General features: G+C 43.9%; 13 protein-coding genes. All 13 read left to right on the forward strand.

Going from position 1 to position 17,251, the window contains the following annotated elements:
- Positions 1–20: 20 nt before the first annotated feature.
- Positions 21–1,760: a c-type cytochrome gene (locus LAQ65_RS19495; protein ID WP_224118690.1), complete on the forward strand. Its 1,740-nt coding sequence runs from the start codon at positions 21–23 to the stop codon at positions 1,758–1,760.
- A gap of 10 nt (positions 1,761–1,770) precedes the next feature.
- A complete protein-coding gene (locus LAQ65_RS19500) occupies positions 1,771–3,372 on the forward strand; it encodes an aminotransferase class V-fold PLP-dependent enzyme (protein WP_224118691.1) in 1,602 nt (533 codons plus the stop codon).
- 9 nt (positions 3,373–3,381) lie between these two features.
- Complete coding sequence (locus tag LAQ65_RS19505; RefSeq protein WP_224118692.1) at positions 3,382–4,659, forward strand: amidohydrolase/deacetylase family metallohydrolase; 1,278 nt, start codon at positions 3,382–3,384, stop codon at positions 4,657–4,659.
- Positions 4,656–5,936: an amidohydrolase/deacetylase family metallohydrolase gene (locus tag LAQ65_RS19510; protein WP_224118693.1), complete on the forward strand. Its 1,281-nt coding sequence runs from the start codon at positions 4,656–4,658 to the stop codon at positions 5,934–5,936. The genes LAQ65_RS19505 and LAQ65_RS19510 overlap by 4 nt, the downstream gene beginning before the upstream one ends.
- Positions 5,926–7,692, forward strand: coding sequence for a PQQ-dependent sugar dehydrogenase (locus LAQ65_RS19515; RefSeq protein ID WP_224118694.1), 1,767 nt, complete (start codon positions 5,926–5,928; stop codon positions 7,690–7,692). The genes LAQ65_RS19510 and LAQ65_RS19515 overlap by 11 nt, the downstream gene beginning before the upstream one ends.
- A gap of 11 nt (positions 7,693–7,703) precedes the next feature.
- Positions 7,704–8,915 carry an aminotransferase class V-fold PLP-dependent enzyme gene (locus LAQ65_RS19520; protein WP_224118695.1) on the forward strand — a complete coding sequence of 404 codons (1,212 nt, stop codon included), beginning with the start codon at positions 7,704–7,706 and terminating at the stop codon, positions 8,913–8,915.
- Positions 8,912–10,171, forward strand: a complete 1,260-nt coding sequence (locus LAQ65_RS19525; RefSeq protein ID WP_224118696.1) for an amidohydrolase/deacetylase family metallohydrolase — start codon at positions 8,912–8,914, stop codon at positions 10,169–10,171. The genes LAQ65_RS19520 and LAQ65_RS19525 overlap by 4 nt, the downstream gene beginning before the upstream one ends.
- A 1-nt stretch (position 10,172) precedes the next feature.
- Entirely contained in the window at positions 10,173–11,087 is a 915-nt protein-coding gene (locus tag LAQ65_RS19530; protein ID WP_224118697.1) for an SMP-30/gluconolactonase/LRE family protein, read from the forward strand.
- 27 nt (positions 11,088–11,114) lie between these two features.
- Positions 11,115–12,038 (forward strand): RraA family protein, encoded by a 924-nt coding sequence (locus tag LAQ65_RS19535; protein ID WP_224118698.1) that lies wholly within the window; start codon positions 11,115–11,117, stop codon positions 12,036–12,038.
- A gap of 3 nt (positions 12,039–12,041) precedes the next feature.
- Positions 12,042–13,151 (forward strand): bile acid:sodium symporter family protein, encoded by a 1,110-nt coding sequence (locus LAQ65_RS19540; RefSeq protein ID WP_224118699.1) that lies wholly within the window; start codon positions 12,042–12,044, stop codon positions 13,149–13,151.
- Positions 13,152–13,174: 23 nt separating this feature from the next.
- Positions 13,175–13,603: a nuclear transport factor 2 family protein gene (locus tag LAQ65_RS19545; RefSeq protein ID WP_224118700.1), complete on the forward strand. Its 429-nt coding sequence runs from the start codon at positions 13,175–13,177 to the stop codon at positions 13,601–13,603.
- 2 nt (positions 13,604–13,605) lie between these two features.
- Positions 13,606–14,370: a carbohydrate-binding family 9-like protein gene (locus LAQ65_RS19550; protein ID WP_224118701.1), complete on the forward strand. Its 765-nt coding sequence runs from the start codon at positions 13,606–13,608 to the stop codon at positions 14,368–14,370.
- 116 nt (positions 14,371–14,486) lie between these two features.
- The gene (gene ppdK / locus LAQ65_RS19555; RefSeq protein WP_224118702.1) at positions 14,487–17,240 is read left to right on the forward strand and encodes a pyruvate, phosphate dikinase; all 2,754 of its coding nucleotides are present in this window, start codon (positions 14,487–14,489) and stop codon (positions 17,238–17,240) included.
- Positions 17,241–17,251 lie beyond the last annotated feature (11 nt).

Here is a 17,251-nt window from a genome sequence, read left to right on the forward strand (position 1 = left end):
CTAAAAATCCTGTATTTATTATGCAATACATTCTTCGGTTAAGGCTATTGTTGGCTGTTGTTATTTTGTTTTCCCAATGTACCGGGCGCAAGGGTTTACCACCTGGTGATCCCAATAATGGCGGCCTCTTTTTGCCTGGCAACTTTGAAGCAGTAATAGTGGCTGACAGTATTGGATCTGCCAGGCACCTGGCAGTTACGGATAACGGGGATATTTATGTAAAACTCAGAAGTACTTATCCTGAAGGGGGTAATGTTGCCCTTCGGGATGAAGACAATGATGGCAAGGCCGATATCATCAAAAAATTTGGCAAATACGTTGATGAAGAGAGTTATGGAACCGCCATGCGCATTTATAATGGTTACATATATTTTAGTTCTGCAAGTACTGTTTACAGGACTAAACTTACGCCCGGCCAACTGGTTCCTGATGACAATATTGAAGTTGTCCTTACCGATGATTTCCGCCATGACCCGCATGGATACCAGCATATTGCCAAGCCGGTAACCTTCGACGAAAATGGCAATATGTATGTACCCTTCGGAGCACCCTCAGATGTTTGCCAGGTGATGGACAGGATCCCTGAGTCACCCGGACAAATGCCTTGTCCTGAGCTGGAAGAACACGGCGGAATCTGGAAATTTGATGCCAATAAACTGAACCAGACCATTAAAGATGGCAAACGATATGCAACTGGTATAAGGAGTGCTGTTGCCATTCACTGGAACCACAAAGAAAACTGTTTATATATAGTGCAGCATGGCAGGGATGATTTGCACAGGACATGGCCTGCGAAATATACCCGCTGGCAAAGTGCATTATTGCCTTCGGAAGAATTCCTGCAAATCAGGGAAGGCGCAGATGCCGGATGGCCATATTATTATTATGACCAGATTCAGCAGAAGAAACTACTAAACCCCGAATATGGCGGCGATGGTAAAACAGAAGCCGACAGCAGCAAATACCTGCTGCCTATGATTGGGTTCCCTGCCCACTGGGCACCAAATGACTTGTTTTTTTATACAGGCGATCAGTTTCCCGAGCGATATAAAAATGGGGCTTTCATTGCATTCCATGGCTCCACAATTCGCGGTCCTTATTCCCAGTCCGGTTATTTTGTCGGGTTTGTACCCTTTAAAGACGGGAAGCCTTCGGGACCTTGGGAAGTATTTGCAGATGGGTTTTCAGGTATGGATACCATTGTAAATACCAGCGATGCCGCTGGCCGCCCAATGGGGATAGCCATGGGCCCGGATGGATCATTGTATATCAGTGATTCAAAAAGAGGCCGGATATGGCGCATCATGTATAAAGGCGATAAACAAACATTCGGCGCGGCAGAACTAGCGGCCATGGAAAAACGAAAAATGGTGGCGCATATCAGGACTCCCGATGAAGTTGCAGACAATCTCGAAAAAGGGGAAATGGCCGGTGGTGAAAAAATATATTCCATGTATTGTATTGCATGCCACCAAAAGGACGGGAAAGGCGACAATAGCCGATTCCCGGCATTGGATAGTTCTGATTGGGTAAATGGAGATCCGAAAAGGCTGATCAATGTTTTGCTGAATGGCCTAAATGAACCCATTAAAGTCAGTGGCCGGACCTTCACCGGGCTTATGCCGAAGCACAGCTTTTTATCAGATACAGACATTGCCCTGGTATTGACTTACATCAGGCAAAACATGAATAACAAATCAGGCCCGATTACCGCCGAGGAAGTTGCCAGGGAAAGAAATAAAACATCAGCAAAAAAATAAAACCGTTCATATGAAACGTAGAAACTTAATGAAGGGATTGGGCTTGCTGCCATTAGCAGGTGTAATGGCTCCATTTAAATCAGTTTTTGCAGCACCGGAAACAGGACTCGCTGCAGAACAGAATATTTTTCAATCCATTGGCGTAGAACCAATAATTAATTGCCGGGGTACATTCACTATTATAGGCGGTTCAATTGAGCGGGTCGAAGTACGTGCAGCAATGGAAGCCGCCTCAAAGAATTTTGTACAATACGATGAAATGGCAGATGCCATCCATAAAAGGCTCGCGGAAATAACAGGCGCTGAATGGGCCCTGGTTTCTGCGGGATGTGCTGCCGGATTAAAACATGTAACCGCAGCCTGCGTAACAGGGGGGAACCCGGAAAAACTTATCCGGATCCCTGACCTAACCGGTTTTGATAAAACAGAAGTAATCATCCCTTCTTCTTCCCGTAACGTATATGATCACGCGATAAGGAATATCGGAGTTCGGGTCATCACAGTAGATAACCTTGATGAAATGGAAAAAGCGATTAATTCTCATACAGCAATGATCTACCTGATGGCTTTCGACGAAGCCCAAACCGGTAATGAATTTACACTTGCCAATGTATCTAAGATTGCAAAACTCAAAAATATCCCCGTATTGATTGATGCTGCTGCAGAAGTGCTGACCATTCCAAATGTACACCTGCAGCGTGGCGCTGATATTGTGGCCTATAGCGGCGGTAAAGCAATCTGCGGTCCACAGTGTGCGGGATTAATAATAGGCAAAAAAGATATATTAATGTCGGCCTGGCAGGCAAGTTCTCCGCACCATGGCCCAGGTCGCGATAATAAGGTTGGCCGGGAAGAAATGATGGGGATGCTGGCTGCAGTAGAAGCCTGGACCAAACGTGATCATGCTGCTGAATGGAAAACCTGGCTCTCCTACCTGGCCAACATTTCAAAAAAATTAACCAGTATTCCGGGGGTTACAACTTCAGTATTTGAACCAACGGAATTGTCTAACCGCTCACCTGTATTGAATGTATTCTGGGATCCGGCAAAATTTAATATTACCGGTGCTGAAATGGCCGAAGTATTGGGAAGAACAAAACCCCGTATTGCAGTTGGCAGTAACGACAAAGACGGACAGTCTGCAATTGATATAACAACAGGCCAAATGCAACCAGGTAATGATACCATTGTGGCTAACCGGGTTTATGAAGTACTGCTGCAAAAACGAACACCAAAGCCAGCTATGCAGGGTGCATCTTTTAACCTTACGGGCCGCTGGGATGCTACTATCCAATTCTTCAGCAGTACCAGCAGGCACAGTTTATTCCTGGAACAGGATGGCAATTGGCTGCAGGGTATTCACCAGGGAGATTTTTCAACACGCGAAATAAAAGGCAGCCTTGAAGGTGATGCCATCAAATTGAAAAGTGTGGTGCGTCAACCAGCTGATTTTGTAACCTTCATTTTTACCGGCAAAGCATCTGCTGATAAGATTACCGGTGATATTTATATGGGAGAATACCGGACTGCGACTTTCACAGCAGTAAGGATAAATAAAAAACCACCTCACGAACAGATCATGGTTCCGGGTGGACCACCATTGGCTACATAAATAAATATTATGAAACTGCTGAATACGATTGGGCATTTGCTGCTCATCTGTTTTGTTTGGGTGTTGGGTACTGAACCTGTTCATGCGCAGCAATTTGATCTGCTGCTAAAGGGCGGCCATGTCATCAGCGCCAAGAATAAGCTTGATACAAAAATGGATGTTGCGGTTACCGGCGGCAAAATCGCATTGGTTGAAAAAGACATTGACGTTAAAAAAGCAAAGCAGGTAATTGATGTTTCAGGCATGTATGTTACGCCGGGTATTATTGACATGCACGTGCATGTGTTCAACGGAACCGATGTAGACTCGTATATAGCAAATGGATTGACCAGTTTACCGCCGGATGGTTTTACTTTTCGTGCCGGCGTAACAACTGTTGTGGATGCTGGATCATCTGGCTGGAGAAATTTCAGGCAGTTTAAAAAACAGACCATCGATAAAGCCGAAACCCGTGTGCTGGCCTTTCTGAATATTGTCGGAACAGGCATGTATGGCAGGTTTGAAGAACAGGATACCAGTGATATGAACCCGCAGCAAGCGGCTTATATGATCAAAAAACTTTACCCTAAAATCATCGTTGGAATTAAAGCTGCTCACTATTGGGGCGGTTTTACGCAGGTTGATAAGGCTGTAGAGGCCGGCAACCTGGCAAATGTTCCGGTGATGGTTGATTTTGGTGAACATGATCCTCCTAATTCAATTGAATCACTCTTCATGCAACACCTGAGACCAGGTGATATATTCACACATACATTTTCTTATGGCCCTAAAGGGCGGGAAACCGTTGTTGATGAAAACGGGAAAGTAAAGCCCTTTATTTTTAAAGCACAGGAAAGAGGGATCATTTTTGATGTTGGCCATGGCGGCGGTGCATTTTCCTGGAGACAGGCTGTACCGGCTGCCCGGCAAGGATTCTGGCCTAACGTGATCAGTACCGACCTTCATGCAGAAAGTATGAATGGAGGCATGAAAGACCTCAGTAACGTGATGTCAAAATTTTTAGCCTTGGGTATGCCGCTGAAGGATGTTATACTCAGGACCACCTGGAACCCGGCACAGGTAATAAAGCGGGAGGATTTGGGTAATCTCGATACTGGTTCAGATGCAGACATTGCCGTATTCAGCCTAAGGCAAGGAAATTTCGGATTTCTCGATATCCGCAAAACTACATTCAAAGGAACCCAAAAACTGGAAGCAGAATTAACCATCCGTGCAGGTAAAATAGTCTGGGACCTAAATGGCATCAGCGCACCTGGCTGGGAAGAGGAACTGAAGAATAATAAATGATAAAAAGGCAAGCATATTATCCCCCTGGTACCGTCCTGAAATGGATACCCCGCGAACTTTTTTTGTTGCTTGTGGGGGCATTGATGAACATGTTGTGTTTCGCACAACCTTATGACCTGCTGATTAAAAATGCCCATATGATTGATCCGAAAAATCATATCAATGGCAAAATGGACCTGGCTGTCACAAATGGAATGATTTCAAAAGTAGCGAAGGAAATACCGGCTATGCAATCAAAAAAGACTATCGATGCAGGTGGCCTCTATATTGTACCAGGATTGATTGACATGCACACCCATGTATTCGTTGGCCCGGAACCTGAAAAATTTGCCGATGGCCAGTACAGTGTTTCGCCTGATGATTTCAGTTTCCGAAGTGGCGTAACTACTGTGGTTGATGCCGGTACCTCTGGCTGGCATAATTTCCCCCAGTTCAAAGGCCAGGTGATCGATCATATGAAAACAAGGGTACTGGCTTTCCTGAACATCAACGCGAACGGACTCAGCGGAAAGCCTGATGAAGAAGATGTAACCAAAATGATTGTTGATTCTGCAGTACAGATGCAGAAAAAATTTCCAGGCATCATTGTAGGAATAAAAATCGGTCACTATGAAGGCAGCGATTGGACACCGTTTGACCGTGCCCTGGAAGCAGCTGCTATTACACATACACCGCTTTTTGTTGAGTGTCATTTACCAAAATATAGTTTACAGGACCAGTTGCATAAAATGCGGCCAGGTGATATTATCACGCATAGCTATGAACAAATCCCGGAAAGGATGGCCGTGGTTGATGAAGCCGGAAAGCTGCGACCCTTTGTACTTGAGGCTAAACAAAAAGGTATTCTTTTCGACCTCGGGCATGGCGGCGCGGGTTTCTGGTTCAGCCAGGCAATACCTGCTTTTAAACAGGGACTGGCACCCAATTCCTTTGGAAGTGACCTGCACCGTTTTAGTATGAATGCCGGCATGAAAAGCATGACCAACATCATGTCAAAATATATGGCCATTGGTATGCCACTGGAAGATGCTATTGTAAGGGCAACCTGGAATCCGGCATTATCTATCCATAGGCCAGACCTTGGAAACCTTAGCGAAGGTACTGTGGCAGACATCACCCTATTACGTGTTTTGAATGGCAGATTCGGTTACATGGACGCTGGTGGTTATAAACTGGAAGGCAATCAAAAACTGGAAGCTGAATTAACCATTCGCGCAGGAAAAATAGAATGGGACCTGAATGGGTTAGCTGCCCGGGAAATATACCATGAAAAATAAAAGGCAAATAACAACTTTCAATCTGTGCAGTTTTGCATTGTTCCTGCTTTCAATGGCATTTACACAATGCAAGCAGGAAAGCGGTTTACCAAAAGGGGACCCGGATAATGGAGGACTGTCTTTACCCGGACACTTTGAAGCTGTTGTTGTTGTTGACAGCATTGGCCCGGCACGCCATATTGCGGTAAATAGTAACGGCGATATTTATGTTAAACTTCGTTCCGTAAAGCTGGGCAACGGCGGCAACGTTGCACTCAGGGATATTGACCATGATGGAAAAGCTGATTCCATAGTGAATTTTGGCATTTATGATACTGATGGCAGCCTGGCTAATTGCATGCGCATTCATAATGGCTATTTATATTTTGGTTCTGAACTGGTGATCTACAGGCAAAAATTAAAGTCCGGGCAACTTGTTCCGGATAGTAAGATGGAAGTGGTTTTCACCGACGACCATAAACATGGCGTTCATTGGCATATTACCAAACCCATTGCCTTTGACGATAAAGGCCACCTGTATATCCCTTTCGGTGCGCCATCAAACGCATGCCAGGACCTGATCAGGACGCCGGGTGGTACGCCGGGCATTGCCGGCCTGGACCCTTGCCCGGAGTTGGAACAACATGGTGGCATCTGGCAGTTTGATGCGAACAAAACAGGACTAACACAGAAGGACGGCCGAAAATTTGCCACCGGCTTAAGAAGCATCGTTGCGATGGATTGGAACAGGGATGATAAAAACTTATATACCGTAATGCATGGAAGAGACGACCTGCATCTGCTATGGCCAGATAAATACACGCCATGGCAAAGTGCTGTACTTCCTTCAGAGGAATTCTTACGCGTAAAAGATGGTGATAATTTTGGATGGCCTTATAGCTATTACGACCAGATGCAGGAAAAAAACATACTGGCGCCTGAATATGGCGGAGACGGAAAAATCCCTGCAAGAGATAGCAGCGTACAAAAACCCCTTATTGGATTTCCAGCGCATTGGGCACCTAACGACCTTTTATTTTATGAAGGGGACCAGTTCCCTGAACGGTACAAACATGGTGCTTTCATCGCGTTCCATGGCTCTACAAACAGAACACCTTACCCACAGGCCGGCTATTTTATTTGTTTTGTGCCTTTTAATAATGGGGCGCCTTCAGGCCCATGGGAAGTATTTGCAGATGGATTTGCCGGTATCGATACCATCGTAAATGTAAGTGATGCGAAATTCAGGCCAATGGGACTAGCCATGGGGCCTGATGGCTCCTTGTATGTAACGGATTCAAGAGTTGGTAAAATCTGGCGTATTATGTACAAGGGCGATAAAAAAGATTTCGGCCCCGGGCAACTGGTGGCGATGGAAAAACGAAAAGAAAATCCGAATATCCGCACACCTGATGAAATAAAAGATAACCTTTTTAAAGAAAAGGGATTGCCCGGATCCCAGGTATATAATTTTTATTGCCAATCCTGTCACCAGCATAACGGGAAAGGTGATGGAAGCCGTTTTCCACCGCTCGAAAATTCAGATTGGGTAACCGGTAATAAAGGCAGGCTCATCAGCGTGCTACTAAATGGATTGAACCAACCAATCGTTGTAAATGGCAAAACCTATAATAGCCTGATGCCACAGCATAGTTTTCTGAAAGACAATGAAATTGCTCAGGTGCTGACTTATATAAAAAAACATTTTAACCAGTCAAAAGATTCGGTTTCTGCAGAGGAAGTAAAAACGGTTAGAATAAAAACAAGTAAACAATAAATTACAACAATATGAAGCGTAGAGATATCCTTAAAACAATTTCGATGCTGCCACTGGCAGGAAGCCTTGCTCCCATTTCCAGCGTCTTTGCTGCACCAAAACCGAAAAGAAATGTATTTACTGAACTTGGCTTACGCACATTCATCAACGCAGCCGGCAACTATACGGCCATGTCGGCTTCATTAATGCCGCCTGAAGTGATGGAAGCCATTAACCAAAGTGCAACAGAATATGTAATGCTGGAAGAGGTGCAGGATAAAGTAGGTGCAAAAATTGCGGCCATGTGCCACGCGGAGGCTGCTATGGTTACAGCTGGTTGCTGGTCGGCCATTGTATTGGGAACTGCCGGTGTGATTACTGGTAAAGACCCTGATAAAATAAAAAAACTGCCAAATCTTTCAGGCTCCGGAATGAAGTCAGAAGTGATCATCCAGAAAGCACATATGGTAGGTTATGAACATTCTGTTACGAATACAGGCGCAACAATAATTGCCGTGGAAACAGCAGCAGAAGCGGAAAATGCCATTACCGAAAATACGGCTATGATGTGGTTCCTGAACAGGGAAGCGCCATCTGGTAAAATAACCCACGAAGCATGGTTGCAAATTGCCAGGAAACATAATATTCCCACTATGATTGACCTGGCTGCAGATGTGCCTCCTGTCGAAAATTTATGGAAGTATAATGATATGGGCTTCGACCTCGTGGCCATTTCCGGCGGTAAAGCCATGTGCGGCCCTCAGAGTACGGGTATCCTGATGGGCAAAAAAGAACTGATCGCTGCCGCCAGGCTAAATGGTCCGCCAAACGGCGGAAATATTGGCCGCGGTATGAAAGTTAATAAAGAGGAAATTATTGGGATGTATGTGGCCATGGATGCTTACATCAAAAGGGATCACCAGAAAGAATGGAAAATGTGGGAAGACAAAATTGCCTATATAGACAATTCCATCAAAAAAATACCTGGCGTTACCACAGAAATTGTTATTCCGCCTGTTGCCAACCATAACCCTTCGCTGATGATCGCCTGGGATAGCCAAAAAATCAGGCTGACAAAGGAAAGCCTTGGTGAAAAACTGCGTAAGGGCACACCTTCCATCGAAACTATATCCTGGGAAAAAGACAATAGCATCAGGATCACTGTATTTATGCTGAAACCCGGACAGGAGAAAATTGTTGCCAGCAGGATTAAAGAAGAATTATTAAAAAATTCAGCCTCATGAAAAAAATAAATGTTTTACTACTTCTACTGATTAGCTTTTTCGGAACATCAACCCTTGCCCAGCAATATGATATTGTCATCAAAAGTGGACATGTAATTGACCCCAAAAACAATGTCGATGCAGTGATGGATATCGCCATTAAGGATGGGAAAATCGAAAAGATCGCTGATAATATTGATGGGAAACAGGCCGCTCAAACGGTTGATGCAAAAGGATTGTATGTAACCCCTGGCATCATTGATATCCACGCCCATGTGTTTTTCGGGACTGAGCCTGACCATTACCTTAGTAACGGACTTGTAGCTGTGGTTCCCGATGGTTTTACATTTCGGGTTGGCGTTACAACTGTTGTTGATTGTGGCGGTGCCGGATGGAAATCTTTCCCGGTTTTTAAAAAAAATATTATTGACAATTCACAAACCAGGGTCCTGTCATTCCTGAACATTGTTGGGGAAGGCATGCGTGGCGGCGCCTACGAGCAGGATATCAATGACATGGATCCAAAGCTCACAGCAATGGTTGCCAAACAATACAAGGATATTATCGTTGGTTTTAAAGTGGCCCATTTCTCAGGCCCTGAATGGATCCCCGTTGACCGTGCCGTTGAAGCTGGCAAACTGGCCAATATGCCTGTAATTGTTGACTTTGGTGGCAACACCCCGCCCCTTTCCATTGAGGAATTGTTTATGAAGCATCTTCGTCCGGGTGATATTTATACACATACCTACACCTTACTGGAAGGAAATGTCCGGGAAACTGTGGTAGATACAGCTACCAATAAAGTGAAGCCATTTATCTGGGATGCAAAGAAGCGTGGAATTATTTTCGATGTTGGTTATGGTGGTGCCAGTTTTAATTTTACACAGGCCATACCTTCACTCAAAGCGGGTTTCTATCCGAACACCATCAGCACCGACCTTCATACCGGCAGTATGAATGCATCAATGAAAGACCAGTTGGCCGTAATGTCTAAATTCTTATTAATGGGCATGCCTTTAAATGAGGTGATCAAAGCCAGTACCTGGACACCAGCACAAGTCATCCACCATGAAGAATTAGGGAACCTGTCAATTGGTGGCATTGCAGATATAGCCATCCTGAATTTAAGGCAGGGAGATTTTGGCTTTTATGACAAGACCGGCTACAAAGTGCAGGGCAAACAAAAATTCGAATGTGAGGTAACCATAAAGGGTGGTAAAATTGTATACGACCTGAATGGTAAAGCAGATCCCATTTACCCAAAAGCAAAAAAATAAGATGAGACAAAGATATATTACCGGTGCATTGATGATAGCCATCACCATGATAGCATGCAAAAACGCCAGGCAAAAAGGAACTGAACAAGAGGTATACAGGACATCTGACTTAACAGCAGACAGTAGTTTTACTAAGGGAGCAGAAGGACCGGCAGTAGATAAGGATGGAAATATTTATGCGGTCAACTTTGCCAGGGAAGGTACGGTTGGCATCATAACACCTGAAGGTGCTGGTCGCATCTTTAAGGAATTACCAAATGGAAGTGTTGGTAATGGCATTCGTTTCAACAGTAAAGGCGAGATGCTGATTGCAGATTATACCAACCACAATATCTTAAAAGTAGCGATGACCGATACTAACCAGGTATCAGTTTACGCACACGACTCTACCATGAGCCAGCCAAATGATATTGCCATTGACAGTAAAGACCGGCTCTATGCAAGTGACCCAAATTGGAAAGCCGGAACGGGCCGCATTTGGCGCATTGATACCAACGGCACCGTTAATTTGCTGGAAGATAGTATGGGAACCACGAATGGCATTGAAGTGAGTCCGGATGAAAAAATATTATACGTTAATGAATCGGTACAACGAAAAGTGTGGGCCTATGACCTTTCAGCAAATGGTGAGATCTCCAACAAGCGATTACTGATTAGTTTTCCGGACTTTGGTATGGACGGCATGCGTTGTGACATACAGGGCAATTTGTACATTACAAGACACGGAAAAGGAGTTGTGGCAAAAGTTTCGCCCGAAGGGAAGTTATTAATGGAAATTAGTTTAAAAGGAAAACTGCCCAGCAATATAGCCTTTGGCGGTCCCGATGGCAAAACAGCCTATGTTACTTTACAGGACCGCGGTAATATAGAACAATTTTCTGTTGAAGCACCAGGCCGGGAATGGAAGAAGAAATAGGTGATATACATTTCAAATCAAAATTTCATGAGATATACTGTATTGCTTGCACTCATTTTTCTTTTAGGGTCAGGTGTGAAATTAAGGGCCCAGACCATGTCGAAAGATGAGCTTATATTTTTGACCGGCGAATGGAAAGGGGAACGATTTGCCGATGGAAGGCCAAAAATACCAGCGGACCTTATAGAACGCGCAAAGAAAATCGGCATTGAAGAAGCATGGACTGTTTTAAAAAATGAAGGATACAAGAACCAGTTTGAAGGCAACTGGAAAATGGTGAATGATTCCGTAAAAGTAGTAGGCCGGGTGGTCACTGCACAATTTATGCCCAGCAGGCCCGATGTGGAAATGAAGATCAGGGAACGCGGAAAAAAAGAAGGGCGGAAAGGCAATACCAACGCCTGGCCAATTGAAGTGTTGACAAAAGGCGATGTATATGTAGCCGATTGCTTTGGAAAGATTGCACAGGGAACACTGATCGGTGATAACCTGGGAAATTCCATATTCGCCAAAACCGGTAATGGGGTAATATTTGATGGCGCGGCACGGGATTTATCCGGCCTTGCTGAAATTAAAGGTTTCAACGCTTTTGTGCGTGATTTTGATCCTTCCTACCTTGAAGACGTAGTGTTGATGGGATTAAACACTCCCATCCGGATCGGAGGCGCTATTGTGTTGCCTGGCGACCTGGTGATCTCAGAAAGGGAAGGCGTACTTTTTATCCCGGCACACCTTGCAGAAAAAGTAATCGGCATTTCAGAATTCATTACCGTAAAGGACAAGTTTGGGCATGCAATGCTTAAATCAGGCAAATATTCACCCGGACAAATAGACAACCAATGGACTGATGAAATAAAAACAGCGTTCCTGCAATGGTTGCAACAGAACCCCGGGGAAACCCAATTAACAAGAGCCCAGCTCGATGAATTCCTGAACAAAAGAACCTGGTAAATTATGCAATTGCACAAAATATTATTAATCATTGCGGCCATTTGCGGCGCCACCGGATTGGCTATGATATTAGGTGGACAAATCGTTAATGCAGGCCCCTTATTTATTTTATTCTTCATCCTGCTGGCCTTTGCCTTTCGGGGTTACCCACACCTGAAAGGATTTTCCTTTACTGTTTCCATTTTTGCTGCCGTAACAACTGCCTTATTTTATCCCGGGCCCTTCGTTGAAATGAATGGATTTGTGTTTGCTACTCTCCTCACGCCACTTATACAACTCATCATGTTCGGCATGGGAACCTCCATGAGTTTCGATGATTTTGCCGGGGTGTTAAAAATGCCGAAAGGTGTCCTTATCGGAGTTGTCAGTCATTTTATAATCATGCCTTTACTCGGATTCACAATAGCCAATTTAAGTGGCCTTCCACCTGAAATTGCGGCTGGAATTATTTTAATAGGCTGTTCCCCAAATGGTACTGCTTCCAATGTAATCTCCTATCTCGCCAAAGCCAACCTGGCCTTATCAATCACTATTACGGCAATCTCAACTATGCTCGCCCCTTTTATTACACCATTCCTCATGAAATTCCTGGCTGGTGCATTTATAAAAATAAATGTATGGGCTATGATGTTTGATATTTTCAAGATTGTAATTGTTCCAATAGTAGCAGGATTATTGTTTAATAAATTCCTGAGTGGTAAAGTGAAATGGCTCGATAAAGCCATGCCATTGGTTTCTATGTTTTCCATCACTTTTATCATTGTGATTATAACTGCCGCCGGCAGGGATAATTTACTGAGTATTGGTCCGGTTCTGCTACTCGCCGTCCTTATCCATAATTTAACAGGCTATACGCTAGGTTATTGGAGCGGCCGTTTGTTCAGGATGAGTGAACGCGATTGCCGGACTATTGCCATTGAGGTGGGCATGCAGAATGCCGGACTTGCATCCGGATTAGCCAAGGGTATGGGTAAGATGGCTACCGTAGGCCTGGCGCCAGCGATCTTTGGACCATTGATGAATGTTACCGGATCAATTCTTGCTTCTTACTGGCACCGTAAGCCACCCATCGATCGGGAAGCAACAATACAGGAACCAATCTTATCTCAATAACATATCAAGAAAATACTACAATAATGAAATCATTTGTACTTTCCTTATGCTGCTTACTCTTAATAACAGTTGATGCATCATCCCAATCCAAAGAAGAGACGGATTTAGCTGATGTATGTAAGGCCTTCAATAAAGCCATGATTGATGCAGATAAAAGCAAACTGGAAAAACTCACGCTAAAAACATTAAGCTATGGGCATTCCAGTGGGCTGGTTGAAAACCAAACCCAGTTTATTACTGCACTTGTTAACGGCACCATTGATTTTACAAATATTGATATTACTGACCAGACCATCCAGGTTTCCGGAAAGGATGCGATCGTGAGAAATACATTCAAGGGCACATTACTAAAAGATGGTAGCCCCTTCGAATTAAAGATCGGGCTGTTAATGGTTTGGAAAAATGTCAAAGGAAACTGGCAGTTATTTGCCAGGCAAGGATATAAATTATGAATATGAAATGCTACAGGTTGCTTATTTGCTGCACAGTTATTGTGTTGCAGCAAACCTTATTGTATGCCCAAACAGCTAACCCTTCATTATCAGTAAAAAAAACAGGCGACTTCGCTATAACAGGAAAAGGAACTGCACATAATTGGGCCAATACAGAATGGGTCAGTTTACAACAACGCGACAGTAAGACACTGAGAAATAACCAGTGGAACATTCCATTGGAACGTGATAATATTACAGATATCCAATACAAAACAAGTTTCAAAATCCTTTACTCAGACAAAGGAGTTTATTGTTTGTTCAGCTGTGAAGACAGTTTGATAACAGCCACTTTAAAGGAGGACTATTCCAATATCTATGATGAAGATGTTGTGGAAGCATTTTTCTGGCCCGACCAGGCAATGCCGCTCTATTTTGAATATGAACTATCGCCTTTAAATGTTGAGTTGCCGATACTGATTGTCAACAATTCAGGCAAAATAATGGGCTGGAAACCCTGGATGTACACCGGTGAAAGAAAGACAATTCATGCCATCCATATTGACGAAAATAAGACAGCTGGTAACCGGATCAGCTGGACCGCAGAAATCTTTATTCCTTTCTCTTTATTAACACCATTGGGAAATGTGCCCCCGGTAAAAGGAACTAAATGGCGCGCAAATTTTTACCGGATAGATTACGATCGCAAACCAGCATATACAAGCTGGCAATTAACACGCCAGAGTTACCATGATTATGTAAAATTTGGCACCATTGTGTTTGAGTAGGTAATTCAACAGGTATCGTATGCTCCGGAAAATGACTAAAATCATCCTTCCCCCTAACCTATGTAATACATTAATTATATATTAAGCCATAACTCTGTATTCTATAAAAATAGTTTATGGCAAAAATTAATAAAGCCGAAAAGTATGTATACTTCTTCGGTGGCGGGAAAGCGGACGGGAACGAATCAATGAAAAACCTTTTAGGTGGTAAAGGCGCGAACCTTGCTGAAATGGCAGGGCACCCTAAACTAAGGTTACCCGTACCCCCGGGTTTTACCATTACTACTGAAGTGTGCACCTACTATTACGATAACAAAAAAATATATCCCGGGGTATTGAAGGCACAGGTAGGCGAAGCCTTCGCCAAAATGGAAAAACTTACCGGTAAAAAATTCGGGGATGAAAAAAACCCATTATTGGTTTCTGTCAGGTCAGGCGCCCGCCGGTCTATGCCCGGTATGATGGAAACCATTTTAAATGTAGGCCTTAATGAAAAAACGATTCAAGGTATAATAGCAAAAAGCGGGGATGAGCGTTTTGCCTATGATGCTTACAGGAGACTGATTATGATGTATGCAGATGTAGTTATGGAAAAGGCAAATGGCGTGGAAATTAAGAATGGTAAAGGAATCCGGAAAATATTAGATGAAAAACTCGAGCATATAAAACACAAACAGGGATATGCAAGCGATACTGATCTTACAGTTGCCGAACTCAAGGACCTGGTAAAAGATTATAAGAAAACAGTCAGGCAGGTACTGGGCATGGAATTTCCCGACGACCCCCTGGAACAACTTTGGGGCGGTATTGGCGCTGTTTTCAGCAGCTGGAATGGTAAAAGAGCCGTTGAATATCGCCGGATTGAAAAAATTCCCGACGAATGGGGAACCGCAGTGAACGTCCAGGCTATGGTTTTCGGAAATATGGGAAATGATAGTTGCACTGGTGTTGCCTTTACCAGGAATCCCGGTAATGGTGAGAATGAATTTTATGGCGAATACCTGGTAAATGCCCAGGGGGAAGATGTAGTATCCGGTACCAGGACACCGGCACCGGTTAATGAATACTCAAAGAATGAACAGAGTAAGCATTTTACCACACTTGAAAAAATGATGCCCAAATTATACAAAGAATTATTCAAATACCAGGAACAGTTAGAAAAGCACTACAAAGACATGCAGGACATAGAGTTTACTATTGAAAAGGGAACGCTCTTTATGTTGCAGTGCCGTGTTGGTAAACGCAATGGTATAGCAGCAGTCCGGATGGCCACGGAAATGCACAAACAAAAACTGATCGATGCCAAAACCGCCATTCAACGGGTGGGGCCGAATCAATTGGTAGAATTATTGTTACCCATGCTTGATCCTAAAGCAGAACAGGTTAATTCGGTAATTGCAAAAGGATTGCCAGCAGGGCCGGGTGGTGCCAGGGGCCGTGTTGTATTCACCTCCAATGATGCGGTGGAATGGGCACATAAAGGTGAAAAAGTGATTTTGGTCCGTGAAGAAACATCGCCGGAAGATGTAGATGGTATGCATAAATCTCAGGCTATCCTAACCACAAAAGGGGGCATGACATCCCATGCCGCATTAGTAGCAAGAGGCTGGGGTAAATGTTGCATTGTTGGTTGCGGTGAAATTGAAATACATAGTGAAACAAAATCTTTCAGGGCGAAAAATGGTGCAACTATAAAAGAAGGAGATTGGATTACGTTGAATGGTACAAGAGGATTGGTATATCAGGGTAGTTTACCCCTGGTGGCTATTGAGTTGGATAAAAACCAGTCCTACAATGACCTGATGAAACTGGTCAATAAAACCAAGGTGATGGGCGTACGCGCCAATGCTGAAACACCGGGTGATGCCAGGCAAGGCTTGAAATTCGGTGCTGAAGGAATTGGTTTATTCCGCACTGAGCATATGTTTTATGGCGAAGGGAGTGAAGAACCTTTGTTCATGCTGCGCAAAATGATTTTAAGCAAAACCCAGAAAGAAAGAACACTCGCACTGAACCAATTGTATAAATATGTAAAAAAAGATGTAAAAGACACTTTGATCGTTATGAATGGCCTTCCTGTAACCATTCGCTTACTGGATCCTCCATTGCATGAGTTTGTTCCGCATGATGCTGAAAAATTACACCAGCTTGGCAAAGAACTCGGCATCAGCATGAGCATATTAAGGAGAAGGGTACTGGCATTGCATGAAAATAATCCAATGCTTGGTCACCGCGGCGTTAGGTTAGGTGTTAGTTATCCGGAAATAACTGAGATGCAGGTCCGTGCCATAATGGAAGCAACAGCTGAACTTTTGAAAGCAGGAAAGAAAGCATTTCCAGAAATCATGGTACCGGTCACCTGTTCCGTTAATGAATTAATTCACCAGAAAGCAATTGTTGAAAAGGTATACAAAGAGGTTTGCGAAAAAACAAAAATGAAAAAAATCCCCTACCTCTATGGAACTATGATCGAAACACCAAGGGCTGCACTTAAAGCTGACCGTATGGCGGAAGTCGCCGACTTTTTTAGTTTTGGTACAAATGACCTCACCCAAATGAGTTTTGGTTTTAGCAGGGATGATATAGGTGGTTTCCTTCCCAATTATCTTGACCTGAAAATACTGAAGGACGACCCATTCCAAACAATCGACCAGGATGGTGTGGGTGAACTGATAAAACTGGGAACAGAAAGAGGCCGTAAAACAAAGCCAAATCTGAAAATAGGTATCTGCGGTGAACATGGCGGTGATGCGGAAAGTGTAAAATTCTGTCACCGCCTGGGGATGAATTATGTGAGTTGTTCACCGTTCCGTGTTCCAATTGCCCGGCTGGCAGCTGCCCAGGCTGCAATAGAATCTCCGCGGAAATAATCTTCACTAAA

The sequence above is a fragment of the Flavihumibacter profundi genome (assembly GCF_020076305.1).
Lineage (GTDB): Bacteria > Bacteroidota > Bacteroidia > Chitinophagales > Chitinophagaceae > Flavihumibacter > Flavihumibacter profundi.

Coding starts and splice junctions, on each gene's coding strand:
- LAQ65_RS19495 (WP_224118690.1), top strand. CDS start 21: ATGCAATACATTCTTCGGTTAAGGCTATTGTTGGCTGTTGTTATTTTG.
- LAQ65_RS19500 (WP_224118691.1), top strand. CDS start 1,771: ATGAAACGTAGAAACTTAATGAAGGGATTGGGCTTGCTGCCATTAGCA.
- LAQ65_RS19505 (WP_224118692.1), top strand. CDS start 3,382: ATGAAACTGCTGAATACGATTGGGCATTTGCTGCTCATCTGTTTTGTT.
- LAQ65_RS19510 (WP_224118693.1), top strand. CDS start 4,656: ATGATAAAAAGGCAAGCATATTATCCCCCTGGTACCGTCCTGAAATGG.
- LAQ65_RS19515 (WP_224118694.1), top strand. CDS start 5,926: ATGAAAAATAAAAGGCAAATAACAACTTTCAATCTGTGCAGTTTTGCA.
- LAQ65_RS19520 (WP_224118695.1), top strand. CDS start 7,704: ATGAAGCGTAGAGATATCCTTAAAACAATTTCGATGCTGCCACTGGCA.
- LAQ65_RS19525 (WP_224118696.1), top strand. CDS start 8,912: ATGAAAAAAATAAATGTTTTACTACTTCTACTGATTAGCTTTTTCGGA.
- LAQ65_RS19530 (WP_224118697.1), top strand. CDS start 10,173: ATGAGACAAAGATATATTACCGGTGCATTGATGATAGCCATCACCATG.
- LAQ65_RS19535 (WP_224118698.1), top strand. CDS start 11,115: ATGAGATATACTGTATTGCTTGCACTCATTTTTCTTTTAGGGTCAGGT.
- LAQ65_RS19540 (WP_224118699.1), top strand. CDS start 12,042: ATGCAATTGCACAAAATATTATTAATCATTGCGGCCATTTGCGGCGCC.
- LAQ65_RS19545 (WP_224118700.1), top strand. CDS start 13,175: ATGAAATCATTTGTACTTTCCTTATGCTGCTTACTCTTAATAACAGTT.
- LAQ65_RS19550 (WP_224118701.1), top strand. CDS start 13,606: ATGAAATGCTACAGGTTGCTTATTTGCTGCACAGTTATTGTGTTGCAG.
- ppdK (WP_224118702.1), top strand. CDS start 14,487: ATGGCAAAAATTAATAAAGCCGAAAAGTATGTATACTTCTTCGGTGGC.